We start from the raw sequence: 19,019 nt of genomic DNA on the forward strand, positions 1-19,019 counted from the left end.
CAAGAAGGTCCACCGTGAGGCAGGCTGGGCAAATGCCTTTCACCAGTTCGACGTCCACTCCCAGCCAAGCAGCCGCTCTTCGTTTGTCGGCCATCCTTCTCGGCGCCGGGACCATGCATTTTGTTGCGCCCTCCTTCTTCGACAGCACCGTTCCCCGCCAGCTTCCCGGTCAGGCGCGCACCTACACGCAGGTGTCGGGCGTCGCGGAATTGGCGATCGGCGCGGCCTTGGCCGTGCCGAAGACTCGCAAGCTCGGTGCGGGCCTTGCCGCCGCGCTCTTTGTTGCCGTCTTCCCCGCCAACATTCAGATGGCGATCGACTGGTGCCGAAGCCCGAAGACGTCCACACCGCAGAAGATCGGTTCGATCGCACGTCTCCCCCTGCAGGTTCCGCTGGTGACCGAAGCGCTCAAGGCTCGTCGAAACGCCGGCTAGTCCTGCGCGCCTGCCGTTCGGATGAGGTGCGCAAGAGCCTCACCGTCCGGCAGGTTCTCGGGGGCGATGGTGCGACCCGATCGCACGTAGTGAAACGCCGCGCGCACCTTGTCTGCCGGGAACTGTTCGTTGCGCCCCGCCGAACGAGCTCTGGCCGACATCAATTCGGCCCAGGCCACTCGATACGCGGCCAACTGCATGACAACCGCGGCCTCGTTGGCGGCCGAAGGTTCGGCACCGGTCTTCCAGTCGATCACCGTCCAACCGCCGTCCGGGTCGGCGAACACGGCATCGATCCGGCCCCGCAGTACCGTGCCCGCGATAGAAGTCTCGAAGGGAACCTCCACTTCGATCGGGCTGCGATTGGCCCACGGGGACCGCAGGAATGCATCTTGAAGTTTCACCAGATCGGTCTCGGGGCCCGCGCCGGTATCCGCGGCGCCGGGTAGTTCGTCGAGATCCAACAGCCGGGTCGCACCGAACCTTCGCTCGATCCAGGCGTGAAAAGCCGTCCCTCGCCGAGCGAGCGGATTCGGTGGGTACGGCAGTGGTCTACGCAGACGTGCCGCGAGTTCGTCCGGATCGGCTTTGAGGTCGACGAGCTGAGTCACCGAAAGCTGTGCGGGGAGAATCACTTCGGCACGCGCGTTTGCCCGGGCTTCGCGCTCGGCCAAGAGAACGTCGACATCCGATGCCCAGTTTTCCGGATCGTCCTCCGGTTCTTCCGTCTCTTCACTGTCTTTCGGCAGCGAAGCGAGAGCGGACAGGACGCTCGCGGCTCCCGCCTCGACGGCCCCGCGGCGCGCACCCAGCGGATCGGGTGGCCACTGCGCCGTGCGGGGCGTGGAGGCCAACGGGTTCTCGGTGTCGGGTTCCGGTGCCGGCGCCCATTCCTCCACGACGCCGATCGCACCGCGTGAACCGTCTTCACCGGCGTCGTTTTCGGCAGTGACCATCTGATGCAGCTCGTCCAGGAACTCCGAAGGCCCCTTTGGTTCCGAACCGGATTCCGCCCAATGATGAGCCGAGATGAACAGTGCCCGTTCGGTTCTGGTCAACGCGACGTAGAACAATCGACGGTCCTCGTCCAGTCGACGGTTGGACAGTGCCTTCTTGTGAGCCGTTATCGCGTTCTCGAGGTCCTTGCGGTTGTACAACTCCTCGAGGTCGAGCACCGGCACGCCGTCCGCCGAATCCGCGTCGACCGCCCGGTCACCGCGCAACGACGGTGGCAGTTCGGCGAGCGCACCGAGCCAGGACCCGGACGCGGTGGACGAGGGGAACACGCCGTCGCTGACATGCGGGATCGCGACCACTTCCCATTCCAGACCCTTCGCCGAGTGCACGGTCAAGATCTGCACGCGATCCGGCGCCACCTCCACCTCGCCCGGGGTGAGGCCCTTCTCGATCTGTTCGGCGGCCGCGAAGAATGCGAGCATCCCGGTCAGATTGGCCGTCGGACGCGTCGCGTAATTGGCGACGACGTCGGCAAACGCGTCGAGATGCTCACGGCCTGCGGTGCCGACGACACCGACTCGGGTCCGCGCTCCCGCCTCGATTCCGATACCGAGCACCCGCTCGACCTCCGCCACCAATTCGGTGAGCGGTTGGCCGATGCGTTCGCGCAACGACGCCAACTCTGCTGCTATCGCGTTGATGCGTGTGTACCCGAGGGCTGAATAGCGTTCCGCCGGACCCGGATCGGAGATCGAGTCGACCAAACCTGCTTGCTCGGCGTTCTCCCCCGGCAATGCATCGTGGACCGCCGAGGTGAGCGCCTCGGCATCGGTGACCGCACCTGCCGTTCCGTATCCCGCGGAGATGGCGAGCTCGCGGGAGCGTTGCGAGAGTGCGGCGAGGTCCTTCGCCCCGATTTGCCATCTCGCTCCCGTGAGTAGCCGAACCGCTGCGCTGCCCGCCAGTGGATCGGCGACCACTCGGAGCATGGCGATCACGTCCGCCACCTCAGGTGTGTGCAGAAGCCCACCGAGGCCGACCACTTCGACCGGCAGACCTCTGGACCGCAGAGCTTCGGCCAGCGGGGCAGCGTCCGCGTTTCGGCGGATCAACACTGCTGCCGTGGGCGTCGGGCGGTCTTCGGCACGTGCCGCCTCGTATTCTTCGGCGATCTTCTCCGCCACCCACTGACGTTCCTGTTCGACGTCACCGAGCAACGCCAGTCGAACATCTCCGGCGACGGCTCCTGGCCGCGCACGAAGAGTGCTGACGGCCACGCCGCGTCGACGCAACGGCGCCGAAGACAGGTTGGCCAGCTCGAGAGCCTCCGGCGGGTTGCGCCAACTGGTCAGCAGTTCGAGTGTCGGAGCCGGCTTTCCGTTGGCGAGCGGGAAATCGGTTGCGAACCGTGGCAGGTTGGCCGCCGACGCGCCGCGCCAACCGTAGATCGACTGCATCGGATCGCCGACGGCCGTCAACGCCAACCGGCCGTCTGCTCCCCCGCCGAACAACGACGACAACAACACTCGCTGAGCGTGGCCGGTGTCCTGGTACTCGTCGAGAAGAACCACCCGAAAGCGCTCACGCTCGGTCTGCCCGACCTCGGGGTGCTCGGAAGCGACCCGCGCCGACAGCGACATCTGACTTCCGAAGTCCAGTGCTCCTTCGCGCCGCAACGTCTCGCCAAGCCGGGCGACGAGGGGCAGTAGCTCGATGCGTTTGTGTTGCACATCAAGGTAATTCAGTAATTCCTTACTCGGTCCGCCCCGCTGTTTCGGACCGGCAGGCAGAGTGTGAATCAGCTTGTCCAACTCGGTGTGGGCCTCGAGCAGCTGCTCGGGATCGACCAGATGCTCCGCCAACTGACCGGCAAGAGCCAGAACGGTTTCGGTGATCGACCCCGGATTTTTGTCGGTGTCCAGATCGCTGTCCCAGCCGCTCACGACGCGGTGCGCAACCTGCCACAGTTCGGTCTCGGACAGCAGCGTCGCCGAGGGTTCGATGGGCAACAGCAGTCCGTGTTCGGACAGCAACCGTCCCGCGTAAGCGTGGTAGGTACTGACTTCGGGTTCCCCGGCCAGAATCCGGGAACGCACTCCGCCGGTCGGATCGAGTGCCCGCAGCACGTCCGAACCCGCCAGTCGCGCCAAGCGCTTGCGGATTCGCGACGTGAGCTGTTGTGCCGCTTTGCGCGTGAAGGTCAACCCGAGAACGGCCTCGGGATCGACGAAGCCGTTGGCCACCAGCCACACGACGCGAGCAGCCATCGTCTCGGTCTTACCGGCACCGGCACCGGCGACCACCAATGTCGGACCGAGCGGTGCAGCGATCACTGCCGCCTGTTCCGGCGTCGGCGGGTGCTGACCGAGCGCGACCGCGAGGTCGACAGGGTCGATCTTCGGTCGGCGTGCCTTCTGCGTCGCGGCAGCCACTTAGTTACTCACCTGTCGTCCCTCGTCGTGTGCCGGGCAACTCGAACGCACCGGGCAATGTCTACATCCGTCGTTGACCCTGGCCAGGTACTCGGGTCCTTGGGTCGCTGCCGCGGCGTTGTGAATGACGTCCCGCCACATCTCGACTGCTTCGGCAGTCAACGGCGGCTGAACTCGCTGCGCCGCACCGTCTTTCTTGTTGGACTTGGCCACGAATACCAGGCGTGCGCCGCCGGGTTGTGTCGCCGGTTCGCCTGCTATCGCACCTTCGGCCGCTGCGACCTGGTACGCCGCCAACTGCGCGTGAGATTGGGCGGCCTCGTTGCTGACGGGATTTCGCGCAGTCTTGACGTCGACGACCACCGGGCGGCCTTCGGTGTCACGCTCGAGCCGGTCGATCCGGCCGCGAAGCTTGACTGCAGGCGCTCCTTCTTCGCGCGGTTCGAGGACCCCCTCGACCGCGACCTCGACGCCGACTTCGGTCAGTTCGCCGCGAGTCGCGTTCATCCAGGCGGTGAACGTCGCCAGCATCTCGCGCGTTCGATTGAGTTCGCGGCGCGAGTACCACTGCGAACCCAGATCGATCGACTCCCAGGCATTTTCGAGTGCCTTCTCGACCTGGTCCGGTGGAATCCGGCCGGCCAGCGCCTGCACCAAGGTATGGACCAGGGTGCCGGCGATCGCGTGAGTGTTGTCTCCGTCACTGCCACCATGACGCTCGAACACCCATCGGAGAGGGCAAGTTTCGAGAAGCTCGATGGTGGACGGCGAGAGTGATACCGGTCCGTCCTCGGGTTGCCACATGGGAGCAGCGGTGCTCGGCTCGGCTGTGCCGTACCACTGATCCGGATGAGCGCCTCGTACTCCGGCAGCAGCCAGACGCGCCAACTGGTGTGCGGCACGGGAATGCTTCTCGGGGTCGAAATGCGCGATGTCGGGATCACACACCACGCTGCGAAGCTGTGCGACCAGCGCCGGCAGCGACAGAACCCGGGTATCTCCGGTCTCCGGTGCAACGACGTCGAGATCGGAAGTCGGGTCGTCCGAGTACGCGTCACCACGGATCAATTCGTCCACGAACCGCGAAGGCACCAGATCGGTGTCTCCCGAAGCCGATTCGACTGCGGTGATCAGCAGACGGCGACGAGCTCGGCTACAGGCGACCAGGAACAACCTGCGTTCTTCGGCCAGCAGGGGCGCGGTTCGCGAGAGTCGTTCAGCAGCCGAGTCACTGCCGTCGGAGACTCCGTTGACCAGGTCGATCAGTGCTTCGGTACGCAGTAGCGATCCGCGTGCCCGCAAACTCGGCCAGAGCCCCTCCTGCACACCCGCCACCGCCACGACCGCCCATTCGCGACCCGCCGCGGCGTGAGCGCTGACCACGGTGACGGCGTCCGGAGCGATGACCGATCGGCTCCGCGAGTCGGTCGGTATCTCCTGGCTGGTCAAGTAGTCGACAAAACCGGCGAGTTGCGAACGCGGCAGCCGGTCGACGTAGTTGGCGGCCGCGTCGAAGAGTGCGACGACGGCGTCCAGGTCGCGATCGGCTTGTGAGCCGATAGGACCACCGCGCGCCGACGCAGCCGCCCAGCGCCGTTCCAGTCCCGTCGCCTGCCAGGCCGCCCAGAGAACTTCCTCGACCCCGAGACCACGCTCGAGAGGTACCCGGGCCTTGCGAAGGACCGACAGCACTCGATTCAGGGCGGCAGCCTCGACGTCCGTCAGTTTGCCCATGAGCCGCTTGGACTGCGCGCGATCCTCGTCGATCAGGATCAGCCGCAACAACTCCGACGAGTCCCGATCACTTCCCGACGCCAACTCGACGCGGCGCAGACCACGACGCAACCGGCGCAGGGTGACCGGTTCGGCGCCGCCGATGGGGCCGGCCATCAGGGCCAGAGCGTCGTCCCCGGTGAACTGATCGCCGCCGAGCGCCCGAAGGACCAGCAACAGACCGGACACGCCGTGTTGTCTGGCGAGCGGCAATTCGGTGGCAGCAGTGGTGACGGGCACCCCCGCTGCGAGCAGGGCCCGCCGGAGAGGGGCAAGGGTGCGCGGGACCGACCGCACGACGACTGCCATGTCGGACCACGCAATCCCGTCCAGCAGATGCGCCCGGCGCAAGGTATCTGCGACAACTGCCGCTTCTTTGGCCGTCGTACCGAGAACACGCACCGACGCCCGTCCGGGGTCGTCATCGGTGAGATCGGACGGAACCGCGATGCGGTGAGCGAGGTTGCCGGGCAGCCGCGCAGCGATCTTGGCCGAGATCGACGCGACGTCGGCATTGTTTCGAAACGTGGTGGGCAGGACGATCTGGCGCTCGTCTCCGCGCTCGGCGAGTCCGAGCAGGAACGCTGAATCCGCACCGCGGAACCCGAAGACCGACTGATCCGGATCGCCGGCGATGACAGTGCCTACGGTTCCGGTTCCGGTTCCGATCAGTCGAACCAGTTGCGCCGCCTGGGGATCCAGGTGCTGCGCGTCGTCGACCAGGAGGTGCCGGATACGGGCGCGCTCGGAGCGGAGCAGCTCGGGGTCGGTGGCAAACGCAGTCAGCGCGGCGCCGATCAACTCTGCTGCGTCCAGTGCCGGCGCTGTGGCCTCCGGAGCCTCGACGCCGACGCTTCCGCGCAGCAGCACACCCTGCTCGTAAGCCTCGGCGAACCGGCCGGCCGCCACCCACTCTGGTCGGCCGCGCTTCTTACCGAGCTTGACCAGATCTTCGGGACCGAGTCCGCGTTCGTTGGCACGCAGCATCAGGTCTCTGAGCTCGACGGCAAAGCCGTTCAAGCCCAGCGCGGGTCGCAGGCGCTCCGGCCACCGGAGTGCACCGTCTTCGATGTCGCCGCGCAACATCTCGCGCAGCACCGAATCCTGCTCGGCGCCGGTGATCAGGCGCGGCGGCGCGTTGCCGTGTGCTGCGGCTTGAAGCCGAAGAACGGCGAAGGCGTAGGAGTGAACGGTGCGGACCAACGGCTCACGAGTTGCCTGCGGTCCGCGTTCTTGTTCGTACCCGAGCAATCCGGCTGTGATCTGCTCACGGACCTGCGTCGCTGCCCGGCGTGACTGGGTGAGCACGAGGACCGATTCAGGATCTTCGCCACCGGAGATCTTCTGCACTGCCAGATCCACGAGAAGGGACGTCTTGCCGGTTCCGGGGCTGCCGAGCACCTGCCAGGGATTCCAGGCAGCTGCCGAGCCGAATGACACCGAGCCGAATGACGCCGGGCCGAATGCGAGCTGGAACGGATCTTCTGACGGCGGAGCGAACAGCCGCGCCGTCCCTTCGTCCCACGTTCGGGGTATCGGAGACGGCGCAGTTCGGTGCACCAACCGCGCCCGCGGAATGGTGACCTTGCTGCGTGTTGCCGTCTCACTCACCCAGGCATTCCACCAGAGCGCACCGACAACTCATGCATCGCCTGCATCCGGCATGATTGCTCGTGTGTCTGCACTCCATACGTATCTTTACGGACCCGTCGGGGCGCCGGAGATCCTTTCGCTGCACGGCCTGACCGGTCACGGCCGGCGTTGGCAGTCGATGGCCGAGAACCAACTGCCCGAAGCGCGCTGGATCTCGCCCGATCTGCGCGGTCACGGGCGCTCCACCTGGGCTCCCCCGTGGAACATCGAATCCCACGTGGCCAGCCTGATGGAGACGCTCGACGAACACGCCACCGGACCGGTGGTGATCCTCGCGCATTCGTTCGGCGGAATGCTGGCGCTGCACCTCGCGGCTACCGCACCGGAACGCGTTCGTGGGCTCGTCCTGCTCGACCCGGCGATCGGTTTGGATCCGACTTTCATGCAGGAAGTGGCCGAACTCACAATCGGCTCACCGGATTACACCGATGCGGCAGAGGCTTACTCCGAGAAGATTCACGGCTCGTGGGGTGAGGTTCCCACCCCGGATCTCGACATCGAGATGGCCGAGCACCTGATCCAACTGGGCAACGGGCGCGTCAATTGGCGCCTGTCCACCCCTGCGATCGTGACCGGGTGGGGTGAACTCGCTCGCCCGATCGTGCTGCCACCGTCATCGATGCCGACCGTGCTGGTTCAGGCAATGAAGGTTCAGCCTCCCTATGTCACCGACGAGTTCCGCTCAGCGCTCGCCGAACGCCTCGGCGAAAATCTGACCAGTGTCGAATTCGATTGTGACCACATGGTCCCGCACGTGCGGGCCGACGAGGTGGCGACCCTCGTCCGGACAGTGCTCTGACGAGGCCCCGATGGCAGCCACCACGGAAGAGCAGATCGAAGAGGTAAGGCGACTCATCGCCTCGATTCCCGCCGGCTTCGTGGCGACGTACGGCGACATCGCCGACGCCGCAGGACTTTCCAGTGCTCGTACGGTCGGCTGGATCATGCGGACCGACTCTGCCGATCTGCCGTGGCATCGGATTCTCGGTGCCTCCGGCAAACCGTCGGCGCACCTGGCCCATCGTCAGATCGCCAAGCTCGAACTCGAAGGCGTGCCGATCAAGGACGGTCGGATCGACCTGAAGAAAGCTCGGTATCACTTCTGATTCACGTGTCACCGGTCGTCGTGACCCGGGCGATGGGGCAGCATGGAGGTATGACCGTCACGCCGCCGACCGCCGCCGTCATTCTGGCGGGTGGTCGCGGGACCCGAATGGGTGGTGTCGACAAACCTGGCCTGCTCGTTCACGGCCGCAGGCTCCTCGACATCGCGCTTTCAGCGACGGCGCATCTGGACGCCGTCGTCGTTGTCGGTCCGCATCGACCCGAACTGGATGCGCGCATCACCCAGACCCAGGAATCTCCGATCGGCGCCGGACCCGTTGCGGCGATCTGGGCCGGATTGTCTGCGACCCGATTACCCGACGACGCCGTGGTGGTGGTCCTGGCGTCCGATCTGCCGCACATCGAGGCCGAATCGGTCGACGCGTTGATCGCTGCGACGTCGACGGACAATCCGGTGACGTGCGCGGTGGACGAGACCAACCGAGCCCAATTCCTGTTCTCCGCCTGGACTGTTCGTGAACTCCGAAAGCGCCTCGCCACTTTGCGTGAAAGCTCAGGGCTCGAGAACCAACCGATGAAAGCAATTGTCACCGAACCGTTCTCGACCCTGCGTGTGGCTGGTACCACCGACTGCGACACACCGGCGGACATCGATCGCGCGCGAAGGCATCCGCGCCTGACGATCGATCAAGCCCGCATCGCCGTCACGAACGCCTTGACACCGCTGTCCCCGCACCGGGCCGACCTCGCCGACAGTCTGGGAGCGACCCTCGCGCAGCCTCTCGTCGCCCTGGGTGATCTTCCTCGATCCGATGTCTCGGCGATGGACGGGTACGCCGTCTCCGGCGAGGGTCCGTGGCGGGTGCGTACCGAGATCCGCATCGCGGGCGCCGACGGGCAACTCGAGCTCGGCGAAGGCGAAGCGATCCGCATTGCCACGGGAGCGCACCTGCCCGCCGGTGCCACCTCGGTGGTCCGGGACGAGTATCTGTCCCTCGACGAGCCAACTCGGATACTGCGACGACTGCCGGATGCGCCGTACCGCAACGACGCTCGCCCGCGAGGGGAAGACTGGACCACCGGATTCACGATTGCCCCGACTGGCACCGCGGTGACCCCGTCGGTGATCTCGGCGGCTGCCAGCGGCGAAGTCTTCGCCGCCCTGGTCCGTGGTCCGGTCCGGGCACGCCTGATAGTCACCGGCGACGAGATCCGGCAGACAGGCCCACTGCGTGAAGGTCAGACCCGCGACTCCGTCGGCGGAATTCTTCCCTACCTGCTCGAACGCAACGGCGTACGGTGCGAGTCGAATTCGCACCTGCGCGACACGGCGGACAGTTTCGAGCGTGTGCTCGCGGATGCGACCGAACAGGACCTGATTGTTGTCATCGGTGCGACGGGTGGCGGCGCGGCCGACGAAATGCGCAGTGCACTCGATCGACTCGGCGCTCGCACGATCGTCGGCCGGGTTGCCTCGCGCCCGGGCGGATCTCAGATAACGGCGGTCCTGCCCAGCGGTCGGGTGGTTCTCGGCCTCCCCGGCAACCCCTACGCCGCGGTGACCACCCTGTTGACGATGCTGCCTACCGTCGTGGCCGCCCTGACCGGGCGCGAGACGCCGCCGCCGCTGCTCGGTATCATCGAGAACGCTGCTGCGGTGAGTTCCGATGCGGTACGCCTACTTCCGGTCACACAATCCCCCGACGGTGGCTGGCGAGCCGATCCGTCCGTGCGTACCGCGCACCTTGCAGGGTTGATCGGACGCTCGGCGTTTGCCCTCGTGCCGGCACACGCACAGAACGGCGCCGTTGCCGAATTGATCGTCCTCCCAGACTGATCGGGGCAACACCCCGCAGTCAGAACTCCTGGTAGGACGACGCCGCCGGGGCATCGCTGACCCCGAGACTGTTCCGGCGCCTACGCCGGCCGACGCCCGCCAGCAAGATCACGGCGACACCCACCGCGAGAACCAGCGAATACACGCCCCACAGCACCACGAACGGAAGCAGCCAACCGGCATCGACGGTCTGACCGCGCGGCCCGACGCAATACAGGGTGAAATTGGTGGACGTACCGTCGCCGTCGGTAAAGGTATCCGAGACGACCATCGCGCTCGATGTCGGATCTTCACAGAAGATCGGCGCCAAGTGAGCCACCTGCCCGGGCCAGATCACCGAAGACAACAGTGCGGCAAAGATTCCCACGACCACGATCACCACCACCGAGATGACCAGCGGAACGATACGGCGGCTCACAGCGGCTGCACCAGAAAGGGAGTTCCGTCCGGGTCGAAGACCACCAGCACCTGAGAGCGTGGGGATTCCACCATCACGGAGGCGTGTATCGCCTCGGTGCGACCGACCGAGATCCCGGTGACTTCACCCTCGTCGATGCCGCTGCTCGCCAGCGCGTCGTCGACCAACTTCTCGACGTTCGCCAATGCCGGCACTTGATCCAACGTGAACGATCGTGCATCAAGATTTTCGGTGACGCTCACTTGCACAGGGCTCGGCTCGCCGAGAATGACGCCGTCGAAAGAGAACCGGTCGAGCTGCGACGGCTTCCCCGGGTCTCGAACGGTGACGCCGAGCGTCTCGATCGGACTGATGTCGACGCTGGTCACCGACACCGCGTCGACGCCGTATCGCTCTGCGAGGCTGTCGAACCCGTTCCGCACCAGATCTGACGTCATCCCACCGCCACGTCCACGCATCTGACCTTCGAAATCCATCCGGTCGACGGCACCGATGCATCCGCTCAGACTCGAGGCCGTCAGGGCGAGGGCCGCAATCCACAGCACCGGCCGCACCCGCGAGGACGCCAATTTCATGAGCGGAGCGTACCGCGAGTGTCCGGTTCGATCAGGTCGACCGGGTTTCTGTCGGCGACTCGTGGGATCATCGCGCCATGAATCGTGTCGACGAAGGATTCGAACCGCCGGACGCATTGGTCGAGTGGTGCCGCTCCCGCACCTTTCCACTGCACGTCCTCGACGACGAAGCGACCGTCGACCTGGACTGGTGGAACGCACACCTCGAGGATGCCGGACACACGATCAGCCTGCGCGGGCGCGATCTGGACGGCAAGGTGATCACCGAAGGCCGAGCCATCGTTCAACGCAACGATCTTCGCCCGTCGAGCGATCTCGTCGTCGCCCAGCACGACGGACTCGGACTGCTGTTCCTCTGCGCAGCCTGGCAGGGCTCGCACGAGAGCAGACGGTTCACGCGGCGATTCCCCAACGTCTTCAACCCGCATCACCGCGAGGACGAGGACCCGCTGACCCAGATCACAGCCATTCTCGACCACTGTTCGAAACACAAGTCCATGCCCGTCGTTCGGCGCGACACCTGGTCGGGTTGGCCACTCACCCCCGGCGTCGGGGTATCGCTCATAGCCGCATTCATGTGGGCGGTGGGCGTACAGGACGAAGGCCGACGCGCTCAGATGATCGACCAGTACGGCGTCTCGACGCTCATCCACGAGGGCTGGCTCGAGGATCCTTCCGTCACCGGGTTCACGACGCGCCGCTACCGCCGGTACTGCGAACTGCTCGACAGTTGGGCCTATGCCGCCGGCACCCAACCCGAGATCGTCGAGATGTGGTTGGTGAAGCGGTGGAGTGCGCGACTCGCCCAAGCGCGCAACGACGTCAGCGCCCCCACCCTCTTCTAACTCTCAGAACGGCTGTATCTCAGAAAGGCTGTATCTCAGAAAGGCTGTGTCTCAGAACGGCCAGGCAGGCAGGGTAGGCAGCCCCACTCTCGTCGGCCTCCCGACCAACCACGCCAAGGTCTCCGCGTCGGACAGTGACGGCACTCGTACACCCGGAACAGCCGACTCGAGTGCGCCCAACTGACTGGCGAGCGTGAACTCCACGAACGCGGCCGGCCAATCGTGGCAGGTGTAACCGATGTCGAGGTCGAGCAAGTGAATCTCGATTTCGTTCCAGCGCAGGATCGGAAGATCGAAAGCAGTGACAGGTTTGCGCCACGGAACCGGCGTGTCCAGTCGATCTGTCGGGAGGTCAGCCAATGCGTCGACCAGTCTCGTCCCCGAGAAGCGATAGTCGAGCGCCAACAACTCGGCCGGGCGATCGGCACCTTCGTCGATTGCGGCGTTGCGCGCGTCCGGTCCCCCGGGGTACATCTCGCCCGACTCGCCACTGTGCACTCCGGCAACAAATCTGCCCAGCGCGTCGGCGTTGCGCGAGAGGTGTGTGACGACGTGCCCCCGACTCCAGCCGGGTAGCCCCGACGGCTCACGTGCCTGCTCTTCGGTCAGCTCACCGATGAGAGCCTGTGCCTTGACGTCGGATTCACGAACCGCTGCGACCAGGTCGGCATACGTCGGTGTTACGGAGTGAGACGTCATGCAGCGATACTAGTTCCCCTCGCGCGCTCTCATACCGATTCACGACAAGGTCCACCACTCCTTGGTCGACACCGAGCGGTTCGGTGACACCGTCGGCTCCCGCAGCGTGCAACCTTTCGTGAAAAAGTCCGTGCGCGAGGAGGTACGAGGCGACAAAAACTCGCTTCGCGCCGCGAACGCGTGCTGCTGCAACAACATCGGCTACCTTCGGCTCTCCGGTCGCGATGTACCCGATATCCACGCGATTTCCCGCCACTTCGGCGAGCATCAGTGCAGCGCGTCCGACGTCTCGCAGCGCGCGGGCATCGGAGGACCCGGCAGCAGCAAGCACTATCGCGTCATCCGGATTCCACCCCGCCTCGGCCAATCGTCCAAGCAGTACCCGCGCCAGGGCCGGATCGGGTCCGAGAGCAGGCGTCACAGTCACGGCCGCGTGCTCACTGATCGCAACTTCGCGTCGAACGTCGGTGTGGACGTGATAGCCCGACGCCAGGAAAGCGGGAACGAGAATCGCTCGGCCCGGAGTGTCCCGGAGAACTTCCGAAGGAGACGGACCGAGCACATCGACGAAGGCAACGCGAGTACGCCCGACGCGCTTGCCGACGGCTTCGGCAAGTGCGGCAACCATTTCCACGCCGCGTGCACTACGCGTGCCGTGAGCTACCAGTACGAGTACGTCGTCATCGCGTTGCATAGTCACCTGAATTCTGTACGTAGTCGCCGGGGTCGAGGGCAAGTCGGTAGCCTCGTTTGACCACGGTCTGAACGGCTTTGGGTGCGCCGAGGCACGCGCGCAATCGGGCGACGGCGGTCTCGACGGCGTGGGTGTCGCCGCCGCCACCGGGAAGTGAAGCGAGGAGCTCGTCGCGGGAGACGACTCGGCCGGGACTGGCCCCGAGCGTGCGGATCAACGACATTGCCGCCGGCGGCAACTGCTTCACTTCACCGTCTACGACGACGCATCCTCCACGGATACTGATTTCATGTTCACCGGCTTGAATCTTGTTGGCTCGCTGCGGGAGTTCGTCGACGATATGACGCGCGAGCGCCCCGAGACGCGCTCGCGCCGGAGCCGTGGTCGGCACGTTCAACGCCTCGAGCGGCGCTGACGTCACCGGGCCGACGCACATTGCCGCCACCGGACCTCGCATCGCGTCGAGGATGTCGCCGAGGTCGCCGGTCTTGTCGGCTCGCATCAACATCGAGGCTACGGCCGGTGCACTGGTGAAACTGACGGCGTCGATTCCGGCTGAAGCGATGGCGTCGATCATCCGGTCGAGCAGCGTCGGATCCTCCGGCGGTTCCCATCGGTAGACCGGCACCGCGATGACCTCCGCACCCGCCTCGCGCAATACCTGACAGAAATCCGGAATCGGTTCCCATTCAGTGGTTGCACCGTGCAGTTGTACGGCGATTCTCTTGCCCGAGACACCTTCTGCAAGGAGATGTTCGAGCACTTCGGCGGACGACTCGGACGCCGGCGACCATTCTTCACGCAGGTCGGCTGCACGGATTGCGCCTTTGGCTTTGGGGCCGCGAGCAAGCAGTCGAGCCGAGCCCAAAGCGGATCCGAGATTTTCGGCCTCACCCCACCCGTCGGCGGCTTCCAGCCACCCCCGAAATCCGATCCCGGTAGTCGCGACAACCACCTCCGGAGGATCCGAGATGATCTGCTGCGTCACCCTTTCGAGCTCACGGTCGTCGGCCAGCGGGATGATTCTAATCGCCGGAGCGTGAACGACATCGGCTCCCCGACGAGTCAGCAACGTCGCGAACTCCTCGGCGCGGCGCGAAGCGGTGATACCTACCGTGAATCCAGCCAACGGCATGTCGTCACTCACGAGACTGCATCGGGGACAGTCGAGCGAACGCCCTGCATTTGTAGGCTGTGTACCTGAACCACACCGGCCCAGACGCGGACCCCGTATACCGGCAGCGCGACTGACGAGTCGTCCAGCGCTCGGCCGTCGACCAGCGAGAACGCCTGCTTGAGCAGCGGCGAGACCACGATCGGTTCACCGTCACGGTCGCCGACGAGTCCGCGCGACATCACCGCGGCGCGTCCGTACGGATCGAAGTTGCTGACGGCTCTCAGTGTGCCGTCCTCGAGCAGAAACAGTGCCACCTGCTCGCCTCCGCGAAGAAGTACGGCGACCCCACGTCCAGGGATGAGATGGCTCAGCGGGCAGGCCGACGTCCATTCGAGTCGATCCGAATCCAGCTTGGCGATCTGCGCATCGATGACACTCATCGAAGTCCTCCTGTCGATCCGGCGACAACGTCGCGCGGGTTCTTGTCTACGTTTCTACGGATCCCGTGTTTCCCTCGGGTTACGCGACTATTACCGGCGCGTGGGGATGCTCGGCATGCCCATCAGGACCGGAACCTTGCGCACTCCGGTCTCGTCGAAGACAACCGTCGGGTCGGCTTCTTCCGGTGCGTTGACGAACGAGACGAACCTCGACAATTTCTCCGGATCACCCAGCACACCGGCCCATTCGTCCTGGTAACCCTCGACGTGCTTGGCCATCAGTGCCTCGAGTTCCTCGCCGATACCCAGGCTGTCTTCACAAATCACGGCCTTGAGGTGATCGAGTCCGCCTTCGAGTGATTCGACCCACGGCGCCGTGCGCTGCAGGCGATCGGCAGTGCGGATGTAGAACATGAGGTAGCGGTCGATGTACTTGACCAAGGTCGCGTCGTCGAGGCCGCCGGCAAGCAACTGAGCGTGTTTGGGCGACTGTCCGCCGTTACCGCCCACATACAGATTCCAACCGTTCTCCGTCGCGATGACGCCGACGTCCTTGCCGCGCGCTTCGGCACATTCACGGGCGCAACCCGAGACGCCGAACTTGATCTTGTGCGGCGAACGCAGACCGCGGTAGCGATTCTCGAGGTCGACTGCCATGCCCACCGAGTCCTGGACGCCGTAGCGGCACCAACTCGAACCGACGCAGCTCTTGACCGTCCGGAGGGACTTGCCGTACGCCTGACCCGATTCCATCCCGGCGTCGACGAGGCGCTTCCAGATCGCGGGCAACTGTTCGACGCGGGCACCGAACAAGTCGATGCGCTGACCGCCGGTCACCTTCGTGTACAGGCCGAAGTCGCGCGCCACCTCGCCGATGACGATGAGCTGCTCGCCCGTGACCTCTCCGCCGGGCATCCGCGGGACCACCGAGTACGTACCGTTCTTCTGGATGTTCGCGAGGAAGTGATCGTTGGTGTCCTGCAGCGACGCCTGCTGGCGGTGCAGAATGTGATCGGAATCCGTCGACGCCAGAATCGAGGCGACAACCGGCTTGCAGATATCGCAGCCGGCGCCCTTGCCGTACTTGGCGATCAGCGCCGAGAAGGTTCTGGTCTGCGTCGACTGCACTATCTGGAACAGCTCAGCGCGTGACTGCGCGAAGTGCTCACACAACGCCTTCGACATCACGACGCCGGAATCGGCCAGCAGCTGCTTGACAGTGGGAAGGCAACCGCCACACGTGGTTCCGGCGCTGGTGCACGCTTTCACCGAAGCGATGTCGCACGCACCGGCGGCGATCGCGCCGCAAATGGCGCCCTTGGTCACCGCGTTGCACGAGCACACTTCGGCGTCGTCGGGCAGCGATCCTGCACCCGGCTTCTCCCCCGCTGGCGAGATCAATGACGCCGGGTCGCCGGGCAATTCGCGACCGACCAGCGGGCGCAGCGACGCATAGGCTGACGCATCACCGACAAGAATGCCGCCGAGCAGGATCTTCGCGTCGTCGGAGACGACGAGCTTCGCGTACGTCCCCTTGGATGCGTCACTGAGGACAACTTCGAGAGCGCCCGGCGAGGTCGCCATCGCGTCACCGAAGCTGGCGACGTCGACACCCATGAGCTTGAGTTTCGTGGACATGTCGGCGCCCGGGAAATCCGCAGCACCGCCGAGCAGGCGGTCGGCAACGATCTCGGCCGTCGTGTAACCGGGAGCAACCAGTCCGTAGCAACGACCCTCCACCGCAGCACATTCGCCGACTGCGTAGACGTTCTCATCCGACGTCACGCAGCCGAGGTCGGTCAGGATACCGCCGCGCTCACCCACCGCGATGCCGGCGTCGCGGGCCAGCTGGTCGCGCGGACGGACTCCGGCCGAGAAGACGAGCAGCGACGCGTCGATGGTGGAACCGTCGGACAGCTCGACCACGATTCCGTTGTCGGCCTGCGAGATTCGTGCTGTGCCGACACCGGTGTGGACGGTGAGCCCCAGCTCGGTGACGAGCCGGGCGAGCAGTGCGCCGCCGCCCTCGTCGACCTGCATCGGCATCAGTCGCGCATTGTGTTCGACAACGTGTGCCGTCATTCCCATGAGCGAGAGAGCATTTGCGGCCTCGAGTCCCAGTAGACCTCCGCCCACCACGACGCCGACAGCGCCAGGGCCCGCCTTGTCGGCAGCGGCCCGGATACCGTCGAGGTCGTCGAGGGTGCGGTAGACAAAACATCCGTCGCCGTCGTGTCCCGGTACGGGAGGTACGAACGGATACGAGCCGGTCGCCATCACCAGAGCGTCGTAGGAGATCGTGTTGCCGGTGGTTGTCGTGACCGTGCGGGCGTCCTTGTCGATCGAGAGCGCGCCCTCCCCGACTCGGAGATCGACCAGGCTGTCGCCGACGTAGTCGTTTCCGGCCAGTGCCAATTCCTTGGGGTCCCACGCTCCGACGTACGAGGACAACCCGACTCGGTCGTACGCTGCGTACTGCTCGTCGCAGAGCACGGTCACCGACCAGTTGTTCGCTTCGTCGCGCGAACGCAGTGCCTCGACGAATCGGTGTCCGACCATTCCGTGTCCGATGACAACAACCGACTTGCTCATGACGCCTACTTCCTGAGGTACGAGAGAGTTCTGAGATTCTGCGGAGCGGTCGTCATGCCGTGACGGCGACCTTCGTGTCGTCGACGTCCGTGGTCAGCGTCGACGGCTTGCGCAGGAAGACGAACCAGGTGACCGCGATGCAGGCGATGTAGAAGGCGAGGAAGACCCAGAAGGCCATGGTCGCCGACTTCGCGGGGCTGCTGTACGACGCGCGCAGGACCAGGTTGATGCCGACACCGCCCAAACCGCCTACCGCACCGGCGAATCCGATGAGCGCGCCGGAAATGCTGCGCGACCACGTTGCCTTCTCGTTGCGATCCATGTGGTCGAAGCTCTGAGCCTTCGCTTCGAAGATTGCCGGGATCATTTTGTAGACGGATCCGTTTCCGATGCCGGAGAGCAGGAACAGAGCGATGAACCCGAGAACGAACGTCACCATGATCCCGGCGCTCGCGACGCCCGCGGTGTTGTCGTCCATCGTTCCGGCCGTCACGAGGATCGATGCCGCGAACGCCATGGCGACAAACGTCCACATCGTGATCTTGCCGCCACCGATGCGGTCGGCCAGCTTTCCGCCGAGGGGGCGAGCGATCGAACCGAGGAGCGGTCCGATGAAGGCGATCTGTGCCGCATGCAGTGCCGCCGCTGCGGGAGTGGCACCGCCGGCGAGGAAGTTGATCTGCAGAACCTGACCGAAGGCGAAACTGAATCCGATGAAGGAACCGAACGTACCGATGTACAAGAAGCTGATCACCCAGGACTCGGAGAACTTCAGCGCCTTGGCCATCGATCGCAGGTCCGACTTCTGGTTGCCCAGGTTGTCCATGAACAGTGCAGCGCCGACGGCAGCGGCCGCGATGAACACGAGATAGACAGCGCAGACGATCCACGGAGCTCGGTTACCCACGGTGGCGATCACCAGCAGGCCGATCAGCTGGATCATCGGCACACCGATGTTGCCGCCGCCCGCGTTGAGACCGAGCGCCCACCCCTTGAGGCGTTGCGGGTAGAAGGCATTGATGTTGGTCATCGACGACGCGAAGTTGCCGCCACCGATGCCGGCTGTGGCCGCCACCAACATGAACGTGGTGTAGGACGCACCCGGGTTCATCATCAGGTAGAGCGTGAGAAGTGTTGGTATGAAAAGGAACAGAGCACTCATGACCGTCCAGTTGCGACCGCCGAAGCGTGCGGTGGCAACCGTGTACGGAATGCGGAGGACGGACCCGACGAGTGTGGGCACTGCGACGAGGAAGAACTTTCCGGCCGCGTCGATGCCGTAGATATCCGTCGGCATGAACAACACCATCACGGACCAGATCGACCAGATCGAGAAGCCGACGTGTTCGGCTACCACTGACCAGATCAGGTTCCGCTTCGCGATGTCCTTGCCGCCGGATTCCCAGGCGTCGACGTCCTCTGCATCCCAATGCTCGATGTAATGACTCACCAGGGCCTCCTGAATATGTTGGAGACCCAAAGGTAGAA

General features: G+C 65.1%; 15 protein-coding genes. 5 read left to right on the plus strand and 10 right to left on the minus strand.

Going from position 1 to position 19,019, the window contains the following annotated elements; all coding sequences use genetic code 11:
• The first annotated feature begins 32 nt into the window (after window positions 1–32).
• A complete protein-coding gene (locus ACFWAD_RS14450; protein ID WP_378449195.1) occupies window positions 33–434 on the plus strand; it encodes a hypothetical protein in 402 nt (133 codons plus the stop codon).
• On the opposite strand, the gene ACFWAD_RS14455 is transcribed toward ACFWAD_RS14450, so the two are convergent.
• Together ACFWAD_RS14455 and ACFWAD_RS14460 are read right to left on the minus strand one after the other, a co-directional pair.
• Complete coding sequence (locus ACFWAD_RS14455; protein ID WP_378544833.1) at window positions 431–3,823, minus strand: ATP-dependent helicase; 3,393 nt, start codon at window positions 3,821–3,823, stop codon at window positions 431–433. The genes ACFWAD_RS14450 and ACFWAD_RS14455 overlap by 4 nt on opposite strands.
• Window positions 3,824–7,207, minus strand: coding sequence for an ATP-dependent helicase (locus tag ACFWAD_RS14460; protein ID WP_378544836.1), 3,384 nt, complete (start codon window positions 7,205–7,207; stop codon window positions 3,824–3,826).
• Between the two features lie 52 nt (window positions 7,208–7,259).
• Here ACFWAD_RS14460 and ACFWAD_RS14465 point away from each other — a divergent pair, with 52 nt between their 5' ends.
• From ACFWAD_RS14465 to ACFWAD_RS14475, 3 genes are read left to right on the plus strand one after another with little or no spacing between them, the layout of a single operon-like run.
• Window positions 7,260–8,048 (plus strand): alpha/beta hydrolase, encoded by a 789-nt coding sequence (locus ACFWAD_RS14465; RefSeq protein ID WP_378544839.1) that lies wholly within the window; start codon window positions 7,260–7,262, stop codon window positions 8,046–8,048.
• Window positions 8,049–8,058: 10 nt separating this feature from the next.
• Window positions 8,059–8,355: an MGMT family protein gene (locus ACFWAD_RS14470; protein ID WP_378544842.1), complete on the plus strand. Its 297-nt coding sequence runs from the start codon at window positions 8,059–8,061 to the stop codon at window positions 8,353–8,355.
• Between the two features lie 50 nt (window positions 8,356–8,405).
• Window positions 8,406–10,151 (plus strand): NTP transferase domain-containing protein, encoded by a 1,746-nt coding sequence (locus tag ACFWAD_RS14475; RefSeq protein ID WP_378544845.1) that lies wholly within the window; start codon window positions 8,406–8,408, stop codon window positions 10,149–10,151.
• Window positions 10,152–10,170: 19 nt separating this feature from the next.
• Here ACFWAD_RS14475 and ACFWAD_RS14480 read toward each other — a convergent pair whose 3' ends face one another.
• Both ACFWAD_RS14480 and ACFWAD_RS14485 read right to left on the minus strand, forming a co-directional pair.
• Complete coding sequence (locus tag ACFWAD_RS14480; protein WP_378544848.1) at window positions 10,171–10,569, minus strand: hypothetical protein; 399 nt, start codon at window positions 10,567–10,569, stop codon at window positions 10,171–10,173.
• Window positions 10,566–11,144, minus strand: coding sequence for a hypothetical protein (locus tag ACFWAD_RS14485; RefSeq protein ID WP_378544851.1), 579 nt, complete (start codon window positions 11,142–11,144; stop codon window positions 10,566–10,568). Before ACFWAD_RS14485 ends, ACFWAD_RS14480 begins: the two co-directional genes overlap by 4 nt.
• Before the next feature lie 77 nt (window positions 11,145–11,221).
• On the opposite strand from ACFWAD_RS14485, the gene ACFWAD_RS14490 reads away from it, so the two are divergent.
• Window positions 11,222–11,989 carry a hypothetical protein gene (locus tag ACFWAD_RS14490; protein WP_378449202.1) on the plus strand — a complete coding sequence of 256 codons (768 nt, stop codon included), beginning with the start codon at window positions 11,222–11,224 and terminating at the stop codon, window positions 11,987–11,989.
• Between the two features lie 51 nt (window positions 11,990–12,040).
• Here the strand turns inward: ACFWAD_RS14490 and ACFWAD_RS14495 are convergent, their stop codons facing one another.
• The 6 genes from ACFWAD_RS14495 to ACFWAD_RS14520 all read right to left on the minus strand — a co-directional run bounded on the left by ACFWAD_RS14495 (window position 12,041) and on the right by ACFWAD_RS14520 (window position 18,984).
• Window positions 12,041–12,688 (minus strand): maleylpyruvate isomerase family mycothiol-dependent enzyme, encoded by a 648-nt coding sequence (locus ACFWAD_RS14495; RefSeq protein WP_378544854.1) that lies wholly within the window; start codon window positions 12,686–12,688, stop codon window positions 12,041–12,043.
• Window positions 12,633–13,382, minus strand: a complete 750-nt coding sequence (locus ACFWAD_RS14500; protein ID WP_378545353.1) for a sirohydrochlorin chelatase — start codon at window positions 13,380–13,382, stop codon at window positions 12,633–12,635. The genes ACFWAD_RS14495 and ACFWAD_RS14500 overlap by 56 nt, the downstream gene beginning before the upstream one ends.
• Window positions 13,369–14,529 carry a uroporphyrinogen-III synthase gene (locus tag ACFWAD_RS14505; protein WP_378544857.1) on the minus strand — a complete coding sequence of 387 codons (1,161 nt, stop codon included), beginning with the start codon at window positions 14,527–14,529 and terminating at the stop codon, window positions 13,369–13,371. Before ACFWAD_RS14505 ends, ACFWAD_RS14500 begins: the two co-directional genes overlap by 14 nt.
• Window positions 14,526–14,939, minus strand: coding sequence for a nitrite reductase small subunit NirD (gene nirD / locus ACFWAD_RS14510; protein ID WP_230812643.1), 414 nt, complete (start codon window positions 14,937–14,939; stop codon window positions 14,526–14,528). The genes ACFWAD_RS14505 and nirD overlap by 4 nt, the downstream gene beginning before the upstream one ends.
• A 90-nt stretch (window positions 14,940–15,029) precedes the next feature.
• Complete coding sequence (nirB, locus tag ACFWAD_RS14515; protein WP_378544860.1) at window positions 15,030–17,531, minus strand: nitrite reductase large subunit NirB; 2,502 nt, start codon at window positions 17,529–17,531, stop codon at window positions 15,030–15,032.
• Between the two features lie 52 nt (window positions 17,532–17,583).
• Window positions 17,584–18,984: an MFS transporter gene (locus ACFWAD_RS14520; protein WP_378545358.1), complete on the minus strand. Its 1,401-nt coding sequence runs from the start codon at window positions 18,982–18,984 to the stop codon at window positions 17,584–17,586.
• Window positions 18,985–19,019: the final 35 nt, after the last annotated feature.

This window comes from Rhodococcus sp. NPDC059969 (assembly GCF_042738325.1).
Lineage (GTDB): Bacteria > Actinomycetota > Actinomycetes > Mycobacteriales > Mycobacteriaceae > Rhodococcus_F.

Bases quoted from the DNA above. Each gene is read 5' to 3' on its own strand.
- nirD (WP_230812643.1), bottom strand. From the start codon at position 14,939: ATGAGTGTCATCGATGCGCAGATCGCCAAGCTGGATTCGGATCGACTC.
- ACFWAD_RS14490 (WP_378449202.1), top strand. From the start codon at position 11,222: ATGAATCGTGTCGACGAAGGATTCGAACCGCCGGACGCATTGGTCGAG.
- nirB (WP_378544860.1), bottom strand. From the start codon at position 17,531: ATGAGCAAGTCGGTTGTTGTCATCGGACACGGAATGGTCGGACACCGA.
- ACFWAD_RS14450 (WP_378449195.1), top strand. From the start codon at position 33: ATGCCTTTCACCAGTTCGACGTCCACTCCCAGCCAAGCAGCCGCTCTT.
- ACFWAD_RS14465 (WP_378544839.1), top strand. From the start codon at position 7,260: ATGATTGCTCGTGTGTCTGCACTCCATACGTATCTTTACGGACCCGTC.
- ACFWAD_RS14475 (WP_378544845.1), top strand. From the start codon at position 8,406: ATGACCGTCACGCCGCCGACCGCCGCCGTCATTCTGGCGGGTGGTCGC.
- ACFWAD_RS14470 (WP_378544842.1), top strand. From the start codon at position 8,059: ATGGCAGCCACCACGGAAGAGCAGATCGAAGAGGTAAGGCGACTCATC.
- ACFWAD_RS14495 (WP_378544854.1), bottom strand. From the start codon at position 12,688: ATGACGTCTCACTCCGTAACACCGACGTATGCCGACCTGGTCGCAGCG.
- ACFWAD_RS14500 (WP_378545353.1), bottom strand. From the start codon at position 13,382: ATGCAACGCGATGACGACGTACTCGTACTGGTAGCTCACGGCACGCGT.
- ACFWAD_RS14485 (WP_378544851.1), bottom strand. From the start codon at position 11,144: ATGAAATTGGCGTCCTCGCGGGTGCGGCCGGTGCTGTGGATTGCGGCC.